Annotated in this window: 14 protein-coding genes; 7 read left to right on the top strand and 7 right to left on the bottom strand. The window is 70.5% G+C overall.

All coding sequences use genetic code 11. The annotated features are described in order from the left end of the window. Nucleotides 1–35: 35 nt before the first annotated feature. Together OG488_RS05840 and OG488_RS05845 are read right to left on the bottom strand one after the other, a co-directional pair. Nucleotides 36–902, bottom strand: coding sequence for an ABC transporter ATP-binding protein (locus OG488_RS05840; RefSeq protein ID WP_329226548.1), 867 nt, complete (start codon nucleotides 900–902; stop codon nucleotides 36–38). 168 nt (nucleotides 903–1,070) lie between these two features. After that, complete coding sequence (locus OG488_RS05845; RefSeq protein WP_329238459.1) at nucleotides 1,071–1,916, bottom strand: helix-turn-helix domain-containing protein; 846 nt, start codon at nucleotides 1,914–1,916, stop codon at nucleotides 1,071–1,073. A 468-nt stretch (nucleotides 1,917–2,384) separates the two neighbouring features. On the opposite strand from OG488_RS05845, the gene OG488_RS05850 reads away from it, so the two are divergent. The 5 genes from OG488_RS05850 (at nucleotide 2,385) to sbnA (ending at nucleotide 10,652) form a co-directional block, all read left to right on the top strand. Continuing rightward, entirely contained in the window at nucleotides 2,385–4,928 is a 2,544-nt protein-coding gene (locus OG488_RS05850) for a Pls/PosA family non-ribosomal peptide synthetase (RefSeq protein ID WP_329226549.1), read from the top strand. 4 nt (nucleotides 4,929–4,932) lie between these two features. Further along, on the top strand, nucleotides 4,933–7,431 hold the full coding sequence (locus OG488_RS05855; RefSeq protein WP_329226551.1) for a non-ribosomal peptide synthetase: 2,499 nt from the start codon (nucleotides 4,933–4,935) through the stop codon (nucleotides 7,429–7,431). A gap of 26 nt (nucleotides 7,432–7,457) precedes the next feature. Further along, nucleotides 7,458–8,465: a TauD/TfdA family dioxygenase gene (locus tag OG488_RS05860; RefSeq protein ID WP_329226553.1), complete on the top strand. Its 1,008-nt coding sequence runs from the start codon at nucleotides 7,458–7,460 to the stop codon at nucleotides 8,463–8,465. Next, a complete protein-coding gene (sbnB, locus tag OG488_RS05865; RefSeq protein ID WP_329226555.1) occupies nucleotides 8,462–9,532 on the top strand; it encodes a 2,3-diaminopropionate biosynthesis protein SbnB in 1,071 nt (356 codons plus the stop codon). The genes OG488_RS05860 and sbnB overlap by 4 nt, the downstream gene beginning before the upstream one ends. Nucleotides 9,533–9,599: 67 nt before the next feature. After that, nucleotides 9,600–10,652, top strand: coding sequence for a 2,3-diaminopropionate biosynthesis protein SbnA (sbnA, locus tag OG488_RS05870; protein WP_329226556.1), 1,053 nt, complete (start codon nucleotides 9,600–9,602; stop codon nucleotides 10,650–10,652). A gap of 34 nt (nucleotides 10,653–10,686) precedes the next feature. Here the strand turns inward: sbnA and OG488_RS05875 are convergent, their stop codons facing one another. The 3 genes from OG488_RS05875 to OG488_RS05885 form a co-directional block, all read right to left on the bottom strand. Beyond that, on the bottom strand, nucleotides 10,687–11,289 hold the full coding sequence (locus tag OG488_RS05875; protein WP_329226559.1) for a hypothetical protein: 603 nt from the start codon (nucleotides 11,287–11,289) through the stop codon (nucleotides 10,687–10,689). Between the two features lie 132 nt (nucleotides 11,290–11,421). Next, nucleotides 11,422–12,168, bottom strand: coding sequence for a phosphotransferase family protein (locus OG488_RS05880; RefSeq protein WP_329226561.1), 747 nt, complete (start codon nucleotides 12,166–12,168; stop codon nucleotides 11,422–11,424). Between the two features lie 145 nt (nucleotides 12,169–12,313). Continuing rightward, entirely contained in the window at nucleotides 12,314–14,161 is a 1,848-nt protein-coding gene (locus OG488_RS05885; RefSeq protein ID WP_329226562.1) for a glycoside hydrolase family 15 protein, read from the bottom strand. A 302-nt stretch (nucleotides 14,162–14,463) separates the two neighbouring features. Between OG488_RS05885 and OG488_RS05890 the strand changes: the two genes are divergently transcribed. Further along, complete coding sequence (locus tag OG488_RS05890) at nucleotides 14,464–15,828, top strand: glutamate decarboxylase (RefSeq protein ID WP_329226564.1); 1,365 nt, start codon at nucleotides 14,464–14,466, stop codon at nucleotides 15,826–15,828. Nucleotides 15,829–16,112: 284 nt separating this feature from the next. Further along, nucleotides 16,113–16,265 (top strand): hypothetical protein, encoded by a 153-nt coding sequence (locus tag OG488_RS05895; RefSeq protein ID WP_329226566.1) that lies wholly within the window; start codon nucleotides 16,113–16,115, stop codon nucleotides 16,263–16,265. 59 nt (nucleotides 16,266–16,324) lie between these two features. On the opposite strand, the gene OG488_RS05900 is transcribed toward OG488_RS05895, so the two are convergent. Both OG488_RS05900 and OG488_RS05905 read right to left on the bottom strand, forming a co-directional pair. Then, nucleotides 16,325–17,605 (bottom strand): DUF2254 domain-containing protein, encoded by a 1,281-nt coding sequence (locus OG488_RS05900; RefSeq protein ID WP_329226568.1) that lies wholly within the window; start codon nucleotides 17,603–17,605, stop codon nucleotides 16,325–16,327. Between the two features lie 71 nt (nucleotides 17,606–17,676). After that, entirely contained in the window at nucleotides 17,677–19,443 is a 1,767-nt protein-coding gene (locus OG488_RS05905; RefSeq protein WP_329226570.1) for a cation:proton antiporter, read from the bottom strand. Nucleotides 19,444–19,478 lie beyond the last annotated feature (35 nt).

A 19,478-nucleotide genomic window follows, 5' to 3' on the forward strand; every position in this document is an offset into this window, starting at 1 on the left:
CCGCTCCTGTCGGGTGCCGCGGGGCGCGGACCCGTTCAGGCGGGGTGGCGTCCGAGGGGATCGATACGGAGACGGCCCGTGCGGGGGTCGACGCCGACCTCGACGCGGATGTCGTAGACCTCGCGGATGTTCTCGGCGGTGAGGACGTCGGCGGGTGCGCCCGCCGCGTGGACGCGGCCGGAGCGCATCAGGACCAGCGTGTCCGCGACACGGGATGCCTGGTCGAGGTCGTGGAGCACGATCCCGACGGCGATGCCGTGCTCCTCGACGAGATCGCGGACCAGGTCGAGCGTCTCGATCTGGTAGCGCAGGTCCAGGTGGTTGGTCGGTTCGTCCAGCAGCACGACGCCCGTGTCCTGGGCCAGGCAGGCCGCGAGCCAGACACGCTGCATCTCGCCGCCGGAGAGTTCCCCGACCGGGCGGCCCGCCATGTCCCGTACGCCGGTGACGCCCATGGCGTGGTCGACGGCCGTCCGGTCCTCGGCGGTCGGTCCGGCGAAGCCACGTCGGTAGGGGTGGCGTCCGAACGCCACGACCTCCCTGACCGTCAGCCCCTGGGGCGCGGGCCTCGACTGGGAGAACAGGGTGACCTCGCGGGCGAACTCACGGGCGCCGAGGAGGGCGGCGTCGCGCTCGGGCAGCCCCTCGGGGCCGCCGAGCGTCACCCGGCCGCCGTCCACCCGGTGCAGTCGGGAGAGCGCGCGCAGCAGCGTCGACTTCCCGCTGCCGTTCGGCCCCACCAGGGCGGTCGCACGGCCGGGCCGCAGGGCCAGCGAGGCGCCGTGGACGACCGGCTTGCCGCCGTACCGCAGTACGAGGTCGTGCCCGTCGAGGGCGGTGGCGGGCGGCGTGGCCGCGCCGGCCGCGGGGCGACCGGCGTGCCGGAAGGGGCTTCTGAACATGGGTGGGTCCGGACGGTCGCAGGGGCAGGGTCCGCGGCACCCCTCCGTCCGGTCTTTCGCCGGACGGGCAGCAGACTCCACCACGCACGGAGAGCACCGTTCGCGGCGAGCAACAACTAAGGGTTACCTAACTCCGGGAAGGTTATATTCCGCCCGCGATGTCGGCAATCAGGAGTTCTGGACACGCGATACGGGATTCCGGACATCTCCGGAGGTGCCGTCGCCCCTGCCGAAGAAGGCACCCGGCGTGGTGCCCATGACACGCCGGAAGGCGGCGATGAAGGAGCTGGGCTGCGCGTAGCCGAGCGTCTCGGAGACGGTCGTCACGTCGAGACCCGCGGAGAGGAGCGTCAGCGCCCGGTGCACACGCAGCACCTGCCGCCACTGCGCGAAGGACAGCCCTGTCGCCTGGCGGAACGCACGGGTGACCGTGCGGTCGCTGATCCCCAGCGACCGGGCCCACTCCTCCAGGGAGCGGTCGTCGGCGGGGTCGTCCAGCAGGGCCTCGGCGATCGCGTCGATCCGCGGGTCGCCGGGCAGGTGGAGCGCGAACTGTCGTTCCGACGGCTGGAGCACGTCGAACACCACCGACTCCGCCCGCGCCCTGGCCTCCGCGCCGAGGTCCGTGCGGGACAGATGGGCCAGCAGCGACTCGAGCAACGGCGTCATCGTGATCGCCCTGGGCTCCTCGAACGCGAACGCGGCGGGTGTGCGGTCGGGTGCGAAGAACGCGTCGTGGAACTCCGCGCCCGCCGTCGCCCGGCCCCCGTGCACCACCCCGGCGGGCATCCAGAGCCCGTACCCCTCGGACACGGTGAAGACCCGGTCCTCCACCCGGGACGTCAGCGTCCCCCCGCGGACCCAGACGAGCTCGTGCCGGGGGTGCGCGTGCGGCGCCCACTCCGTGGGGACGCGGGGGACGTGGAGCCCGGCGACGATGGCGAACGGGGCCACCGCCTGCTCCGGGAGCGCCGCCGCCCGGCGCACCACGGTACCCACCTCGCGACGCCACATCCCGGGGCTCGCCTCACCGCGGGACGATCGGACCATGGGGACAAAACTATCAGGGGCCCTCACCGGCGCCCAGGGCCCCGGCCTGCGACGACATGGCGACGCGCCGGTGGTGAACCTCTTGGAGGGCATCGGGCCGCCCTCTCCTCGCCGTACGCCCCCCAGGAGCCGGTGACCCGCTCCCGGCAGCGCGGCCGACCGGGACGCAAGGGGCACCGACTCCCATAGGTGACCAATACGAAATTTCCACCCCGGAAGGGCAAACCTTCTCCGCATCGGTCCCGAATGCCTTGTAGAGAGTCCCCACGCGGCTCACCGCCCACATCGAGTCGCGTTCGGCACACCGAGCAGCCTGCCCGGGACCGGGTCATCACCCGGCCCGGCCCACTGCCCGACGCACATGCGCCCGCAGTCCGGCGCGCGCGTCATCGACGCGCCGGGCCACCGAAGGAATCGCGCGAGGGAGCCCCCATGACCGGCAATCAGGTCGCCACACTGTCCCCGAGCCCCGGGGGCGGCCAGGAAGTGCGGCAGGAACCGCCCGATGCGACGGCCGCATCGACCGAAGAGACACTCGCCCGGGTGCTGGCCGACGTCATGCACCTGGATCACGTACCGGCCGACAGCCGGTTCTTCGACGACCTGGGTGCCGACTCCTTGGTGATGGCCCATTTCTGCGCGCGGGTCAGAAAGCGCGCGGACCTGCCGTCGGTCTCGATGAAGGACGTCTACGCGCACCCCACCGTCGGCGCCCTGACGCGCGCACTGACGACGGACGCCCCCGCCGCACCCGTCGCCCCGTCGTCACCCCCCGCCCGGTCCCGGCCCGCGCCGGCACCGGCCGGTCCGACGGGCCGGGCCAGGTATGTCCTGTGCGGGACCTTGCAGTTGCTGACCTTCGTCGCCTACTCGTGCCTCATCGCGTTCGTGGGTGTCCGGGGCTACGAGTGGATATCCGCCGGCTCCGGCGTCCTCGACGTGTATCTCCGCTCCGTCGTCTTCGGCGCCGCGGTGTTCCTGGGGCTGTCCGCCCTGCCGATCGTGGTGAAGTGGGTCCTCGTCGGGCGCTGGAAGCCCCAGCGGATCCGTATCTGGAGTCCGGCGTACTTCCGGTTCTGGGTCGTCAAGACCCTCGTACGCGCGGACCCGCTCGTCCTCTTCGTCGGGTCACCGGTCTACACGCTCTACCTCAGGGCGCTGGGCGCGCGCATCGGATCAGGCGTCGCGATCTTCTCCCGCCATGTGCCCTCCTGCACCGACCTGTTGACCGTCGGCGACGCCACGGTCATCCGCAAGGACTCCTTCTTCACCTGCTACCGCGCCCACGGCGACGTGATCGAGACGGGCCGCGTGACGCTCGGGAAGGACGCGCTGGTCGCCGAGGCCTCCGTGCTCGACATCGGTACGTCGCTCGGTGACGGCGCCCGGCTGGCCCACGCGTCCGCCCTGCACAGCGGGCAGACGGTACCCGCGGGCGAACACTGGCACGGCTCACCGGCGGAACGTGCGGGGACGGAGTACCCGGTGGTGGAGCCGGCGGCCTGCGGCCCGGTGCGCCGGTCGGTGCACAGCGTCACGCAGCTGCTGAGCGCACTGCTGGTGTATCTGCCACTGGCCGTCGGCGGGATCGGCATCCTGCTGGCCGAGGCCCCGCAGCTCGGGGCGGTGCTCGAACCGGGATCCACGGTCCTCACGAGCTGGGAGTTCTACCGCGACGGCCTGATCGCCTCGTTCGTCATCGTCTTCGTGATCGTGCCGCTCGGCTTCCTCGTCCTCGCCACCGTCCCGCGGCTGCTCAGCCGCACCATCACGCCGGACCGGGTCTACCCCCTCTACGGTTTCCACTACGGTGTGCACCGCGCGATCACCCTGCTGACGAACCGTCGCTTCCTGACCCGTCTGTTCGGCGACAGCTCCGCTGTGGTCCCCTACCTCCGCATGCTGGGCTACGACCTCTCCCGGGTGGAGCAGACAGGGTCGAACTTCGGGACCGAGGTGAAGCACGAGACGCCGTTCCTGAGCTCGGTCGGGACGGGCACGATGGTCGCCGACGGACTGTCGATCAACAACGCCGAATTCTCCAGCACCTCCTTCCGGGTGTCCCGGACCGCCATCGGCCCGCAGAACTTCCTGGGCAACCGGATCGCCTACCCCGCCCGGGGCAGGACCGGCGCCGACTGCCTGCTGGCGACCAAGGTCATGGTCCCGGTGGACGGAGAGATCCGCGAGGGGGTCGGTCTCCTCGGCTCCCCGAGCTTCGAGATCCCCCGGTCGGTCCGGCGCGACAGCAGCTTCGACCTCATGAAGAGCGGCAAGGAGCTGGCGAGCGGTCTGGCGGGCAAGAACAGGCACAACGGCGCCACCATGGGGCTGTACCTGCTGGTCCGGTGGATCTTCGTCTTCGTGTGCACCCTGGTCGCGTCGGGATCCGCCGAGCTCTACACCTCGGTCGGCGCGGTGGCGATCGCCCTGGGCAACATCCTCGTCGTGCTCCTCGGCGCCGTGTACTTCATCCTCGTGGAGCGCGCGGTCACCGCCCTCCACCCGCCGGGCCCCCTGTTCTGTTCGATCTACGACCCCCGGTTCTGGCAGCGCGAACGCTTCTGGAAGGTGCCCTCGGAGACCTATCTCCAGGCCTTCAACGGGACCCCGTTCAAGAGTCTGGTCTGGCGTCTGCTGGGCGTGCGGATCGGACGCAGGGTCTTCGACGACGGCTGCTCCCTGACGGAGCGCTCCATGGTCGCCATCGGGGACGGCGCCACCCTGAACACCGGAAGTGTCGTCCAGTGCCACTCGCAGGAGGACGGCGCCTTCAAGTCCGACCGCTCCACCATCGGGGCCGGCTGCACGCTCGGCGTCGGAGCCTTCGTCCACTACGGCGTCACGATCGGCGCCGGAGCGGAGCTCGCTCCGGACTCCTTCCTGATGAAGGGCGAGACAGTCCCGCCGCACGCGCTGTGGGGCGGCAATCCGGCCCGCCGGATCGACCCGGCGACGCCCGGGGCGAGGAGTTGACCCCATGGACACGCTCACACACACCTCCGCGGAGTACTGGCGCGACGTGCTCGCCGCCGGCGGAACCACCTCGGTGGGACCGTGGACCCGTACCCCCGAACCCGGCACCGCCGTGGTCGAGACGGCCGTTCCCGAGGAGCTCGTCACCGAGCTGCACGGCATGGCGTCGGCGATGGGGGTCTCCCCCACCGCGCCCGTCCTGGCCGCCCACGCCAAGGTGCTCTCCGCCCTGTCCGGTGACCGCGACGTCACCACGGGCTACGTCGCGGGCGCGGGCGGCGGTCCGCTGCCGTGCCGGCTGACGACCCGTGCCCTGTCCTGGCGGGCACTGATCAGGCACGCGGACAGCATCGAGTCCGGACTGCTGGCCCACAAGGACTTTCCCGTCGACGTCCTCCGCGCGGAGCTGGGACTGCCCCTCACCACGCCCGAGGCGGTGTTCGATCCGACGGGCGCGGGTGACGCGGCCGGGGACCCGGTGCTGCACGTGGCTCTCGCACGTCGCGGCGGCCGGTCCGTGCTCCGGACCCGGTACCGGACCGAGGTCATCGACGAGGAGTGCGCGACCAGGATCTCCGGCTACCACCTCGCCGCGCTCAGGCTGATCGCCGACGACCCGGACGCGCCGCACGGGCCGCAGAGCCTGCTGTCGCCGGACGAACTCCGCCACCAGCTCGACGGGCTCGCGGGGCCGAGCCGCGCACTGCCGGACCTGCGCTTCCACCAGCTCTTCGAACAGCGGGTGCGCGCACACCCGGACGCCGTCGCCGCCGTCCAGGAGGACCGGCGGTGGACGTACCGCGAGCTCGACAACCGCGCCAACCGGCTGGCACACGCGCTGCTCGGCGCCGGCCTCGGCCGGGAGGACGTCGTCGCCGTGGTGGCCGGACGGAGCCTGGAATGGCTGGCCGCGGTCCTCGCCGTCCTCAAGTCCGGCGGCGCCTACCTCCCCGTCGAACCGCACTTCCCGGCCGAACGCGTCACGACCATGCTGGCCCGCGCCGGCTGCCGGCTGGTGCTCGCGGAATCCGGCACCACCGCGGCGCTCGGCACCACCGCGGCGCTCGGCGGCGCCCCCGACGCCCTGCCGGACGTCCGGATCCTCGGCATCGAGGGGATCTGCGAGGAGAGCCGCGAGGACACCGATCCCGGTGTGGCGGTGGCCCCCGGGGATCTGGCGTACGTCTTCTTCACCTCCGGTTCCACCGGCGAGCCCAAGGGCGCGATGGTGGAACACGCCGGCATGCTCAACCACCTCCTCGCGAAGATCGACGACCTCGGGATCCGCGAGGGCGACGTGGTCGCCCAGACCGCGCCCCAGTGCTTCGACATCTCCCTGTGGCAGCTCCTCGCCCCGCTGATCACCGGTGGACACACCCTCCTGGTCGGCCAGGAGGCGATCATGGACGTACGGCGGTTCGTCGACACCCTGGCGGACGGCGAGGCCGGGGTGGTGCAGGTGGTTCCGTCCTACCTCGACGTGGTCCTCTCCTTCCTGGAACGGCACCCGCGCCCGCTGCCGCACCTGCACTGTGTCTCGGTCACGGGCGAGGCGCTGAAGAAGGGTCTCGTCGAGCGCTGGTTCGCCGTCAGGCCCGGAGTCCGGCTGGTGAACGCCTACGGACTGACCGAGACGTCCGACGACACCAACCACGCGGTCATGGACGGGGTGCCGGACACCGACGAGATCCCGCTCGGCCGTCCCGTCGGCAACGTACGCGTCTATCTCGTCGACGAGCACCTCTCCCCCGTGCCGCTGGGCTCCCCCGGTGCGATCGCCTTCTCGGGGGTCTGCGTCGGCCGCGGGTACATCAACGACCCCGAGCGGACACGGGCGGCGTTCCTGCCCGATCCGTACCGCGCGGGTGAGCGGCTCCACCTCGGTGGGGACTACGGCCGCTGGCTGCCCGACGGCCGGCTCGCGTTCCTCGGCCGCCGGGACGCCCAGGTCAAGATCCGGGGATTCCGGATCGAGATCGGTGAGGTCGAGAACGCCCTGCTGCGGCAGGACGGGGTGCGCGACGGTGCGGTGGTGGTCGCCGAAGGTGCCGGACACGGCCGGCGACTGGTCGCCTTCTGCACCGGAGCACCCCCGCTGCGGGCCGACGTCCTGCGTGACGGGCTCTCCACCACCCTTCCCCCCTACATGGTCCCCTCCGCCTTCCACTGGCGCGAAGCGCTTCCGCTGACCGCCAACGGAAAGGTCGACCGCCGGGAACTGAGCCTGATAGCCGCCGAGTCGGACGGACCCGAGGGGCGTGAGGGCGACAACTCGCCCCGCACCCCCACCGAGCGGCGTCTCGCTGCGGCCTGGGCCGAGGTGCTCGGGGTCCCCCAGGACCTCGTGGGCCGGCAGGACGACTTCTTCGCCCGTGGCGGCACCTCACTGTCGGCGGTCGGCGTCGCGGTCTCCCTGGACCGGGAGATCTCGCTCAAGGACCTCGTCCGGCACCCCGTACTCACCGATCTGGCGGCGCTGATCGACACACGTTCCGCCCGATGAACCCTCGCACCCCCAAGGAGACCCAGATGCCTTCCATCGACACCACCGCCCCTCCGCTCGACCTGGAGCAGGAACCCGGCAGGCCCGCGATGCTGCGGGTGCCGGCGACCGTCGACCCGGCCGGTCGGGCCGCAGGGGCCTGGGACGCCATCCGATCGGCACTGGCCGAGCACGGTGCCGTCCTGGTCCGCGGGCTCGGCCTGCGGGACGTGGAGGACGTCGGCACGGTCCTGCGGCAGCTGGCGGTCGAACCGGTGACGGAGAGGGAGGCCTTCGCCCCCCGGCGGACCCACTCCCCCGGCGTCCACTCCTCGTCCGCCTGGCCGCCGAACCAGCCGATGTGCATGCACCATGAGCTGAGCTACACGCTCGACCTCCCCGGCCTCCTGCTCTTCGCCTGCCTCTCCGCGCCCACCACGGGCGGGGCCACCGGCCTCGCCGACGCGGCGGCCGTCCTCGACGCACTGCCCCGGGGGCTGACCGAGAGGTTCGAGCGGGAGGGATGGCTCCTCACCCGCAGCTACAACGATGAGATCGGGGCCACGCTGACCGAGGCCTTCGGCACCGACGACCGCGACGCGGTGGAACGCTACTGCCGGGCCCACGCCATCGACTTCGCCTGGCAGACCGACGGGACGCTGCGTACCGCGCAGCGCCGCAGCGCCGTGGTGCGTCACCCGGCCGACGGACGACGCTGCTGGTTCAACCAGATCGCCTTCCTCAACAGGTGGACGCTCGCCCCCGAGGTGGCCGAGTACCTGATCGACGAGTACGGGCCCGACGGCCTGCCGTTCAACACGTGGTACGGAGACGGCGAGCCCATCGAGGAGGAGGTCGTCCGCGTCCTCAACTCGGTCTACGAGCAGCACACCGTTCGCACGCCGTGGCAGTCGGGCGATCTGCTCCTCGTCGACAACATCCGCACCGCGCACAGCAGGGAGGCCTACGAGGGGCCGCGCGAGGTCGTGGTCGCCATGGCCTCGCCCACCCGGCTGGAGACCAGCCCGGTCACGGAGGAGGCGGGGCTGCGATGAACACCACCCGGACCACGGGTCCCGCACATGCCGTAGCCGGAGAGACCGTCGTGCCCCCGTTCGCGGTGGTTCCCGGCGGCCAGGTCCAGCAAGCCCTCGAAGGCCGCGAGAAGGAGATCGTGGAGGTGGTCGAGGCGGCATACAGGCTGCACGGGTCCGGCCGCACGGTGAACCCGCCCTCCTCGTTCCTCCGCTTCCCCGACCGCCCCGCCTCCCGGATGATCGCCCTGCCCGCCTCCCTGGGCGGCGAGTCACCGGTGGACGGAATGAAGTGGATCTCCAGCTTCCCGGGGAACGTGGCATCGGGTGTGCCGCGCGCCTCGGCCGTGCTGATCCTCAACGACCCCGCCACCGGCTATCCGTTCGCCTGCATGGAGAGCTCGATCATCAGCGCGACGAGGACGGCCGCCTCCGCGGCATCGGCCGCGGACCGGCTCAGCCGTGACCGGCCGCGTCCCACCCGTGTGGGGTTCTTCGGAACGGGCCTGATCGCCCGGTACATCCACACCTTCCTCGAAGGTTCCGGCTGGTCGTTCGACGACGTCGGGGTGTACGACCTGTCGGCCGACAGCGCGGCCGGATTCCGCGTGTACGTGGAGCAGTCCGGCAGCGCCGCCGCTGTCACCGTGCACCCCGGCCCCGAGGAACTCATCCGCACGAGCGACCTCGTGGTCTTCGCGACCGTGGCCGGACAGCCGCACGTCACCGAGCCGGCGTGGTTCGACCACGACCCCGTGGTCCTGCACGTGTCACTGCGCGACCTCGCGCCGGAGATCCTTCTGGCCTCGACCAACATCGTGGACGACATCGACCACTGCCTCAGGGCGGCCACCTCACCCCATCTGACCGAACAGCTCACGGGAAACCGGGAGTTCGTGAACGGAACGCTGGACGACGTGATGGCCGGAAGCGTGACCGTGCCGGGCGACCGGCCCGCGGTCTTCTCACCCTTCGGCCTCGGGGTGCTCGATCTGGCGGTCGGGAGCTACGTCTACGACCGGATCGCCCGCGCCGGCGAGCTTCGTGTCGTCGACGGCTTCTTCCACGAACTGAGCCGCTACGGATGACGGATCCGCCGCGATGCGCCGCCCTGCCCGCCCGACGACCCAGCACCATCCCGAGGAGGAGTTCACCGTGTCGGTCATAACCGTCCCCCAGGCCTTCAACGAGGAGGATCTCTATGTGGACGTCGAGGCCGTCTTCGGCCAGTCCCTGCTCCTCAAGTGCGAGGGCTTCAACTTCGCCGGCTCGATCAAGCTGAAGGCGGCCGCCGAGATGGTGGCCTCGGCCGAACGCGACGGCACGCTCCGGGCCGACTCCGTCCTCGTCGAGTCCTCGTCCGGGAACCTGGGCGTCGCACTGAGCATGATCGCGGCCAGCAAGGGTTACCGCTTCATCTGTGTGACGGACTCACGCTGCAACCTGGCCACGCGGCTGATGATGGAGGCACTGGGCAGCGAAGTGCACCTGGTGGCCGCCGAGGAGTCCAACGGCGGCTTCCTCGCCGCGCGTCTGGCCCATGTCCGGCAGCTGTGCGCCTCCGACGACCGGTGCGTGTGGCTGAGCCAGTACTCCAACCCGGCCAACTGGAGGGCGCACTATCTCACGACGGCTCCGGGGATCGCCCGCTCCTTCCCCCAGCTGGACGTCCTGTTCATGGGCGCGGGGACCACGGGGACCCTGATGGGCTGCGCGCGGTGGTTCCGGGACTGGCCCCGCCCCGTCCGGATCGTCGCGGTGGACATCGCCGGCTCGGTGGCGTTCGGCGGAGCACCCGGCCGCCGGATGATCCCCGGGCTCGGCATGAGCATGCGTCCGCCGCTCCTGGACGAGTCGTACGTGGACGAGGTGGTGCGGGTCGAGGAGACCGACACGATCCGCGCCTGCCGCCGCCTGGCCAGGCGGGGCTTCCTGTTCGGCGGTTCCACCGGCACGGTGGTGAGCGGAGCGGTCAGCTGGCTGGCCCGGCACGGGACCCCGGGACTCACCGCGGTGGCGATCGCCCCCGACCTGGGCGAGCGCTACCTCGACACCGTGTACCAGGACAACTGGGTCGAGGACCTGTACGGCGCGGACGTGCTCGAATCCGCTGCCCGCACCCCGGCAGCCAGGGAGGAACCGGCCGTGGCCCGTCCCTTCGCCACCCGCTCCGCACCGGAGCAGGCCGGGTCGCCGGAGAACCGGTGACCGGCCACCCGGGACGGAAACCCTCCTGGGCCGGCTAAGGGCGCTCCGCCACGTCCGGGTGCCCGGCCAGGCGCCGACGGCACTCCCCGAGAGCCCGTTCCACCTCCGGGTCCTCCTCGCCGGGGCCGGACAACAGGTGCGCGCCGGCCACCGACAACGCGGTCCAGAACGCGGCGGCCCTGCTGCTCCCGACGCGCGGTCCGACCCGGACGAGCAGGAGGAACGCGCCGGTCAGCTCCCCCCGGACGAACCGGCGGGACAGCCGGAACGCGTACCCACTGCCCAAGGGGCCCGCCGCCGCCACGGCCACGCCGAGCAGGCGACGGGTCTCCGTCCCGCGCTCGTCCAGCGTTCGGGGAACGTCGAACACCCCGGACGTCTCGAGGACCTCCCCGCACACGTCTTCCTCCCCTGCGGAGAAGAGCCTGACGAACTCCCCGGCCTCGCCGTCGAGCCTCGCCTCCACCTCGGACGGCGGCAGGCCGAGCGCCAGACAGACCGCTGTCACCGCGGAAGGCCACTCCCCGGTCCGCACCGCGAGTTCCGCGAACACCCCGGCAGGTTCCCTGCCCTCCCGCAGCATGTTTCCGGCCTCTGCCACCAACGCCCCACGGGCGCTGATGCCCTGGTCCGCCATCGCTCCCCCTCCGGCCGCCGGTCTCCGGAGCCGCCTCCTGCGGACGGGCCGGTACCGCTGCGCGGCGTCAGGTCCATGATCTCTCCACCGGGAGGCCTGTCACGACCCCTCAGCGGTCGGGCCCGCGCAGCCTCACATCCGGGATCTCAGCACGTCGACCTCACAGCCCGGAGCGAACGGGTCGAAGCCGTGCTCGATCAGCCAGCGAACCGCCAACAGGCTTCGCAACGACCACCACGCCCGGATCACGCCGAGGTCGATGTCGGTGCCGTAGCCGGCGAGGACGTCGTCGAGGTGCTCCTCGTGTCCGAGCGTGAAGGTGGCGAGGTCGTACAGGGCATCCCCCTGGCCCGCCTCGGACCAGTCGATGATGCCCGTGACCTCGTCGCCGTCCACGAAGACGTGCGCGATCTGGAGGTCGCCGTGTGTGAACACCGGGGTCCACGGCCGCAGCGCCGCCTCGGCGACCCGGCGGTTGTGGGTGACCAGGTCAGCGGGCAGGAGGCCGTTCGTCACGAGCGACGCGCACGCGGCGTCGAGTTCCGCGGCCAGCGCGACGGTGCTCCGGCCGGCCCGGCCGGGCCAGGGTGGCGCCGGCGCGTCGTGCAGCGTCCGGATGGCGGCGCCCGCCGCGGCCCACGCCGCCGACGACCCGGTCGACGGCCCCCCGAGGCGCCCGAGCGTCGTCCCCGGGAGTGCGGCGATCGCGAGCACGGGCGGTCTGCGCCAGAGGACCTCCGGGGTCGGAACAGGCGCGAGGGACATCGCCTCGACCTCGACGTCGACGCGCGCCTGATCGGCGTCCACCTTCAGGAACACGTCGCCGACACGCAGGGTCGCGCGCTCGGAATGGGCGACGACGACTTCGACCTCATCCATGGGCGACCAGTATCCAGGGGACGATCGCCGACGTCGCCGGGTTTGTCACCTGCGACGACGCAGCTGACCGCGTCCCGCTACCCGGCCGCCCCGTGCATGACACCGACCGCGGCCCAGGTCAGGTGCACCACCTGGTCATGAGCCTTCACGATCCGCCTGTGCGAGCCCCGTTGAGCTTCGCGTCCAAGGTGATCGCCGCGTCGATCAGGGCCAGGTGCGTGAAGGCCTGCGGGAAGTTGCCCAGTTGCCGTCCCGTCAGGCCGATCTCCTCGGAGTACAGGCCCAGGTGGTTGGCGTACGTGAGCATCTTCTCGAGCACCAGCCGGGCCTGGTCGGTGCGTCCGGCTCGCGCCAGGGCGTCGACGTACATGAACGTGCACAGGGAGAACGTTCCCTCGGAGCCTCGCAACCCGTCGGGTGACGCCTCGGGGTTGTAGCGGTAGACCAGGCTGTCGCTGACCAGCTCGTGCTCCATGGCGTCCAGCGTGGACTTCCACATCGGATCGTCGGGGGTGATGAAGCCGACCGTCGGCATGCGCAGCAGCGACGAGTCGAGCACGTCGTCGCCGTAGTGCTGGACGAAGGCCTGCTTCCGCGGGTCCCATCCCCGGCTGAGCACCTGCGCGTAGATCTCGTCACGCGCGTCCACCCAGCGGCCGCGGGCGGCGGGGCGGCCGTCGTCGTAGGCGATCCGAACGGCACGGTCGAAGGCGACCCAGGACATCACCCGGCCGTAGGTGAAGTCCTTCCGGCCGCCGCGGGTCTCCCACAGCCCTTCTCCGGGCTGGTCCCAGTGGTCCACCAGCCAGTCGAGAAGGGTGTGCAGCGCGGTCCAGCCCCTGTGGTCGAGGTGCATCCCGTGCTGGTGGGCGAAGTAGATGCTGTCGAGTGCCTCGCCGTAGATGTCCAGTTGCCGCTGGGTCGCCGCTCCGTTGCCGATGCGGACCGGTGCGGAGCCGCAGTAGCCCTCCCAGTGCTCCAGGGACTCCTCGGCCATGTCGGACGAGCCGTCGACCCGGTACATGATGTTCAGCGGTCCCGCACCGTCACCCTGGCCGGCCTCTTCCCTCACGCGATCGTGCAGCCAGCTGTTGAAGGCCGCCGCCTCTTCCTTGAATCCCATACCCAGCAAGGCGTACACCGAGAACGACGCGTCACGGATCCAGGTGAACCGGTAGTCCCAGTTGCGCTCTCCCCCCAGCTGTTCGGGCAGAGCAGCGGTGGGGGCGGCGACGAGGGCGCCGGTCGGCGCGTAGGTCATGAGCTTCAGGGTCACGGCGGAACGCTCGACCGCTTCCCGCCAGCGGCCCGTGTAGGTGGACTGCCCCAGCCAGGAGCGCCAGAAGAGGACCGTCTCGTCGAAGAGTTGCTCGAACTCCGCTCCCCGGACCTCGTGCGGCGGCCCGCCGGGGGACGACTCGAGGACCAGCCCGCGCTGCTGCCCCGCCTGCAGAGCCAGGGTGAAGCGCAGGTCGTCGTCACCGGAGAGGATGTTCAGCAGCCGCTCGTCCTGAGGCTCACGGACGGCGTGGACGGCGAGGTCCATGTCCTGTGAAGTGAACACGGCTCCGTGCTCGGTGATGTGCAGCTCGTGCGGCTTACGGCCGTAGTCGAAGCGCGGAGCGATCTCGCCCTCGAACGTCATGCTCCCCCGGACACAGCGCAGTATGCGGACCAGACGGTGCCGGTCCGTGGCCGTCGTGCCGGTCACCGGCATGAAATCGACCACCTCTCCCGCCCCGGCTTCGGTCATGAAGCGCGTGACCAACACGGCGGTGTCCGGGTGGTAGAGCTGCTTGGTGGTGTAGGTCTCCGCGGCAGGCCTGACGGTGAAGTGGCCGCCCTTCCGCCGGTCGAGCAGAGCGCCGAAGACGCTGGGTGAGTCGAAGCGCGGGCAGCAGAACCAGTCGATCGTCGCATCGGTCGTCACGAGTGCGGCAGTCTGCAGATCGCCGATCAAACCGTGGTTCTCGATGAGGGGGTAATCGTCCACTTCAAACCCCTTTCGACCTCGAATGACCAGCGTAGGCCAGCGACGGCGCCCCGTCCTGGCGAGGCGGTGAGGTGGGGTGGCGACAGGGAGAAGACGCTTTCCTCCCCCGGGGCGGCGTGCCCGTAACACCCCTTCCGCACCTCCGGCTATGCCCTGCCCTGGCCTTTCACGGGTCGGAATTCGCGGCGGAATTCGTGTGCGAACAGCGGCGATACGCAGCCTCGCCCATGGCAGGAACCGGCGCGTCATGCCCCGGCGTGTCCCTCCCGGAGGCCGTCACGGAAACTGTTTGAATCCGTCACATGACTATGCGCGACGATGCGGCCCTCTTCGGTAACCGATTTCTGACCGCGCCCGCCCCCTCGGAGACCTTCCCCGAAAAGGGAATGGCCGCGACGGACGCGATGAGGCTCGTGGACGTCGATCTGGCCATGGAGGGCGACCCCCAGCGCAACCTCGCGACGTTCGTCACCACATGGATGGAGCCGGAGGCGCAACGACTCATCGCCGAGAATCTCCACCGCAATTTCATCGACCACGCGGAGTACCCCATTTCCGCCGAGATCGAGCAGCGTTGCGTGCGCATGCTCGCCGACCTCTTCCACGCGCCCGGAAAGACGACCGGATGCCGGACCCAGGGCTCTTCCGAGGCGATCATGCTCGGTGCGCTGTCACTGAAGTGGAAATGGCGCGAACGCCGCAAGGCGGCCGGCCTGTCGGTGGACAGGCCCAACTTGGTCTTCGGCGGAGACGTCCATGTCGTGTGGGAGAAGTTCTGCCGCTACTTCGACGTCGAGCCGCGGATCGTGCCCCTCGCGGAGGGCAAGTACACGATCGGCCCGGAGGATGTGGAGCCCCACCTCGACGAGAACACGATCGGCGTCGTCGCCGTGCTCGGCACCACCTTCACCGGGCACAAGGACGATGTCGTCGGGATCGACGAGCTTCTGCGGGCGGTCCGCAAGGAGCGGGACCTCGACATCCCCATCCATGTCGACGCCGCCAGCGGCGGCTTCGTGTGGCCGTTCCTCTACCCGGACTCGAAATGGGACTTCCGGCTCGAGCAGGTCCGCTCCATCAACGTCTCGGGGCACAAGTACGGATTGGTCTACCCCGGCGTCGGCTGGCTCATCTTCCGAGAGGAGTCCGACCTGGCCGAGGACCTCGTGTTCTACGAGAACTATCTGGGCAAGACCGACGCGACGTTCACCCTGAACTTCTCCACCGGCTCGGCCATGGTGCTCGCCCAGTACTACAACTTCGTGCGTCTCGGCCGCCAGGGCTACACCTACGTCATGAAGATCATGCAGGAGAACGCCCGCGCGCTGGCGGACAACCTGCGTGACAGCGGCCGCTTCGAAGTGATCGGCAGCGACGCCGAACAACTGCCCCTCGTCGCTTTCCGCCTCGCCGGCAAGCACTCCTACGACGAGTCCGACGTCGCCTGGCAGCTCTCGGCCGAGCGCGGCTGGATGGTGCCCGCGTACACCCTCCCGCCCCAGGCAGAGGGTGTGAAGATCATGCGTGCGCTGGTCAAGGAAACCCTGAGCCGCGAGCAGATCCATCGCCTGAGCCAGGACATCACCGACGCGTGCCGCACGCTGGACGACAAGGGCTCGACTCACGGTGTCGAACGGGCCCAGGTCAAGCGCGGGACCGGTTACTGATCTCCGGATCGCCCCAGCGGCCTGCCGTTCCACGAACGACCCCGTTTCCCCCGATTCGACGTCGGCCAGGTCACCCTGGTCACCCGCGACCTCGTCACGGTCACCACGACGGCTGACGGCAAGCAGACCGCCGATGTCGACCTTCGAAGTCCGGCTCGGCCGCCGAGCCGGACGCCCCCCAGGGGCAGCAAGCTGACCCGCAAGCTCAAGGGCATCGGCGGTGCGGCACTCGACACCGAGAAGCGAAGGACCCGCGCCTTCTGGACCGGCAGATCCTCGCCCTGTTGCCGGCCGGCCTGACCGACCCGACGGCCGCCGCACAGCTCGGCCTCTCACCGCGCACACTGCACCGCCGCCTCATGGACATCGCCGGGGTGCGGACCCGCATCCAGCTGGGCGGTCATGCCGTCCGGCACGGCTGGGTGGAGCACCGGTGAACGGTCGCCGGGACCGGCATCGGAACGGCCGGCGATACGGCCCCGGGCGGCCGGCCGGATCAGAACCTGCCTCCCACGCCCTGACTGTCGGCCGTCTGCGCGACGGCGCGGCGCGCCGCATCGGGGAACGCCCGTTCCACCGACTCACGCAGCAGGTCCAACTCCTTCCGGACCGCCGGATGGTGGGTGGGCGGCAGGCTGTCGAGCAGTGCGTCGAGCAACGCGCGTAGCCGTCGGCACACCTGTACGGATGTCGCCCCGTAGTCGCGGATCTCGGAGACGGCGAGCTGAAGGTAGCCCTCCCAGGCCCTCCCCCTGAGCACGAGCCGCGGTCTGCCGTCGTCCCCGGCCAGTACGTACCGGCCGGGAAGTGGGGACCGGCCGACCACGGTGAGGAACGACTCGATGTGGTTGAGGACCTGTACGGCGGTGGTGGGGTCGTTGACAGCGGGCGAAAGAGCACGGATGGCGATGTCGACGAGCACCCGCAAGGCGAAGGCCGGGTCCTGTTCGATCGTCCGCTCGGGGCCGAGCGCGATGAGACCGGTGACGTGCCTGCTGTCGGGCGTGGACGTGCCGCCGTGGATCTCGACGAGGACGGCGCCCCGATGGACGTAGTCACCGATCACGTGAGGCACGGAGAGCACACAGCTGTGTCGCGCGGCGACCGCCGAGAGGCCTGTCGTGTCGAGGGCCTGGATGGCTCCGCCTCCGGTCGCACGGATGACGGTCACCCGTCCGCCCGGCGCTGCCGCGTCACCGTGGTCCGGCGCCGCGGCCCTGACCGTCCCGGTGCCTCGCTCGAAGACGTCCTCTCCCATACGGCCGACGAGATCGGCGATGGCGACCGGCCTGAGGTTGTGCGTGAACCGGTTGAGGTAGACGAGCAGCAGCAAGAGGCTGACGGCCACGGCCGCGCCGGCGAGGGTCACCCCGAGGTCCGGCACCGAATTCGACTCGATGCTGCGGAGCAAGGAGAAGGCGAACGCGAAGGTGCCGGTGAAGGTGGCCAGCACGGTCTTCTGCAGCCGGTCCCTGTACCAGAGCCGCATGTACCTCGGGGACAGCGTTCCGGTGGCCTGCTGGATGACGAGGACACCGATGGTCACGACGAACCCCAGAAGGGCGATCATCGCCCCGACGATGGCGCTCAGGACTCCGCTCGCCGTCGTCGCAGAGTAGCGCCAGCCACTCGGTGGCCAGTCCGAACTGTCCGCGGCGACAGCCAGTTCGGCCAGCACGACGCCCAGCACGAGACCGAACAGCGGCCTGATCCACAGGCTCGCCTTCACGTATTGCCGCAGCCGGAACACGGAGGCCCAGGAGAACATGGTCCGCATCGGCTTCCTTCCGTTCGGGTGTCAGGTCTTCACTACCGCAGTGCGCGCGTACTCCGATGCGCGAGCGGGTCTCACCGGTCGGCGCCCGGAACCAGCAGCACGACGCTGTCCCCTTCTCCGGGGGTGACGCGCCGCTTCTCGGTGACGGGTTCCAGCCGCAGGGCGTCACGGACCACGAAGAGGGTCTCGCTCCCGGGCGGCAGTGGAGCGGAGGCCGGCTGGACCAGGAACCGGGCGCCGTCCTCGTACCGCGCGGCCAGTACGTGACGGACGAGTGATCTGCCGAAGAGGATGTCCCCACCGGTGTAGGGAGCCACGACACCGTGGCTGTCATGGGGCGGCCCGACCCGGTAGACGGGTCCTTCGACGCTGTCCTGCATCACGACCGAGGCGAGCGCGTTGAAGTCGTCGTCGTCCGTGGCCAGGAACACCGCCGTCACGCCCTCCAGCCGGGCACCCGGGTTGGTGGCCGTGGCCAGCAGATCACCCGTGGCGAGCTGGATACCGGCGTCCGCGATCCGTCGGCGCTCCTGCGCCAGGCCCGCCCACATCAGCAGGTCGAGGCCGGCCGATCTCAGGCTCCTTCCCAGATCCACCACCCACGGCTCGCCGCCCACGAGCAGGATCCGTGTCCCGGCGGGTCTGACGATGCCGAGCCGTCTCGCGACCGGGGCCGCGCTCAGGGCGTACAGGAGCACCGTGCCGACGATCACGAGGAACGTCACAGGAAGGATCTTGGCGGCCCCCTCCACTCCTCTGTCCACGAGGTTCGCGGAGAAGGCCGTTGCCGTGGCCGCGGCGACGATGCCGCGCGGGGCCATCCATCCGACGAAGGCCCGTTCGCCCCCGGACAGCCCGGCGTGCGCGGTCGACGCGTAGGCGACGAGCGGACGGACGAGGAGGACGAGGACGGCGATGAGGGCCAGGGAGGGAAGGAGCACGGGGACGAGGGACGCCGGTGTGATCGTGGAGGAGATGGAGACGAACAGCAGGCCGATGATCAGCTGGGCCAGCGTCTCGAAGAAGGGACGCCTCGCGGGCATGTCGAATCCGCTGATGTTGGTGACGGCGAGGCCCGTGACGATGGCGGCGATCAGTCCGGTGTCCTCCCGGATGATGTCGGCGCCCGCGGACACGACGATCACGGTGGCCAGTTGGGCGAGCGTGCCGAGCGTCTCACCGAGCCGCAGCGTGCGGAGCGTCAGCCACAGGATCGCCGTGCCGACCGCGCCACCGGCCAGGCCCACGGCCATGCTGAGGGCGAACTGGCCGAGTTGGTAGCCCCGGCCGATGTCGACCTGGTGCGTGGTGGAGATGGCGTGGAAGACCAGGGCGCCCAGGATGGCGCCGATCGGGTCGGTCAGGGTCCCTTCCCAGATGAGGATGCGGCGCACCTTGTCCGTGGGCCGTACGAAGTCGAGGAGGGGGCCCACGACCGTGGGACCCGAGACGACCAGGATCACGCCGAGCATCGACGCGACCCTGAGGGGCATGTCGAACATCGCCGGCGCGACGGCGGCGGTGATCAGGAACGTGACGAGTACACCGAGCAGCAACAGGCGTCCCACGATCCACCGTGTACGGCCGGTGAGTTTGCGCAGGTTGAGCCCGAGACCGGCGTCGTAGAGGATCACCGCGACGGACATCGACACGAGGACGTCGAAGTTCCGGCCCATCAGTTCGTCGGGGTGGATGACGTCCGTCAGCGCACCCGCGGTGAACCCTGCGGGCAGCAGGATGATGAGGGCGGGAACGCGCAGCTTGCTCGCCAGGATCTGTGACCCCGCGGCGAGGATCAGGGTCAGCGCGATCCCGAGGTAGATCTCGTCGTCCGTCACAGCGACTCCCTTCGGCAGGATCCTGGCGTCGTGGG

Origin of the sequence: Streptomyces sp. NBC_01460, assembly GCF_036227405.1 — a bacterium.
GTDB lineage: Bacteria > Actinomycetota > Actinomycetes > Streptomycetales > Streptomycetaceae > Streptomyces.

Excerpts from the sequence above, each read along its gene's own strand:
- OG488_RS05840 (WP_329226548.1), bottom strand. The coding sequence starts at position 902 with ATGTTCAGAAGCCCCTTCCGGCACGCCGGTCGCCCCGCGGCCGGCGCG.
- OG488_RS05845 (WP_329238459.1), bottom strand. The coding sequence starts at position 1,916 with ATGTGGCGTCGCGAGGTGGGTACCGTGGTGCGCCGGGCGGCGGCGCTC.
- OG488_RS05850 (WP_329226549.1), top strand. The coding sequence starts at position 2,385 with ATGACCGGCAATCAGGTCGCCACACTGTCCCCGAGCCCCGGGGGCGGC.
- OG488_RS05855 (WP_329226551.1), top strand. The coding sequence starts at position 4,933 with ATGGACACGCTCACACACACCTCCGCGGAGTACTGGCGCGACGTGCTC.
- OG488_RS05860 (WP_329226553.1), top strand. The coding sequence starts at position 7,458 with ATGCCTTCCATCGACACCACCGCCCCTCCGCTCGACCTGGAGCAGGAA.
- sbnB (WP_329226555.1), top strand. The coding sequence starts at position 8,462 with ATGAACACCACCCGGACCACGGGTCCCGCACATGCCGTAGCCGGAGAG.
- OG488_RS05875 (WP_329226559.1), bottom strand. The coding sequence starts at position 11,289 with ATGGCGGACCAGGGCATCAGCGCCCGTGGGGCGTTGGTGGCAGAGGCC.
- OG488_RS05880 (WP_329226561.1), bottom strand. The coding sequence starts at position 12,168 with ATGGATGAGGTCGAAGTCGTCGTCGCCCATTCCGAGCGCGCGACCCTG.
- OG488_RS05890 (WP_329226564.1), top strand. The coding sequence starts at position 14,464 with ATGACTATGCGCGACGATGCGGCCCTCTTCGGTAACCGATTTCTGACC.
- OG488_RS05900 (WP_329226568.1), bottom strand. The coding sequence starts at position 17,605 with ATGCGGACCATGTTCTCCTGGGCCTCCGTGTTCCGGCTGCGGCAATAC.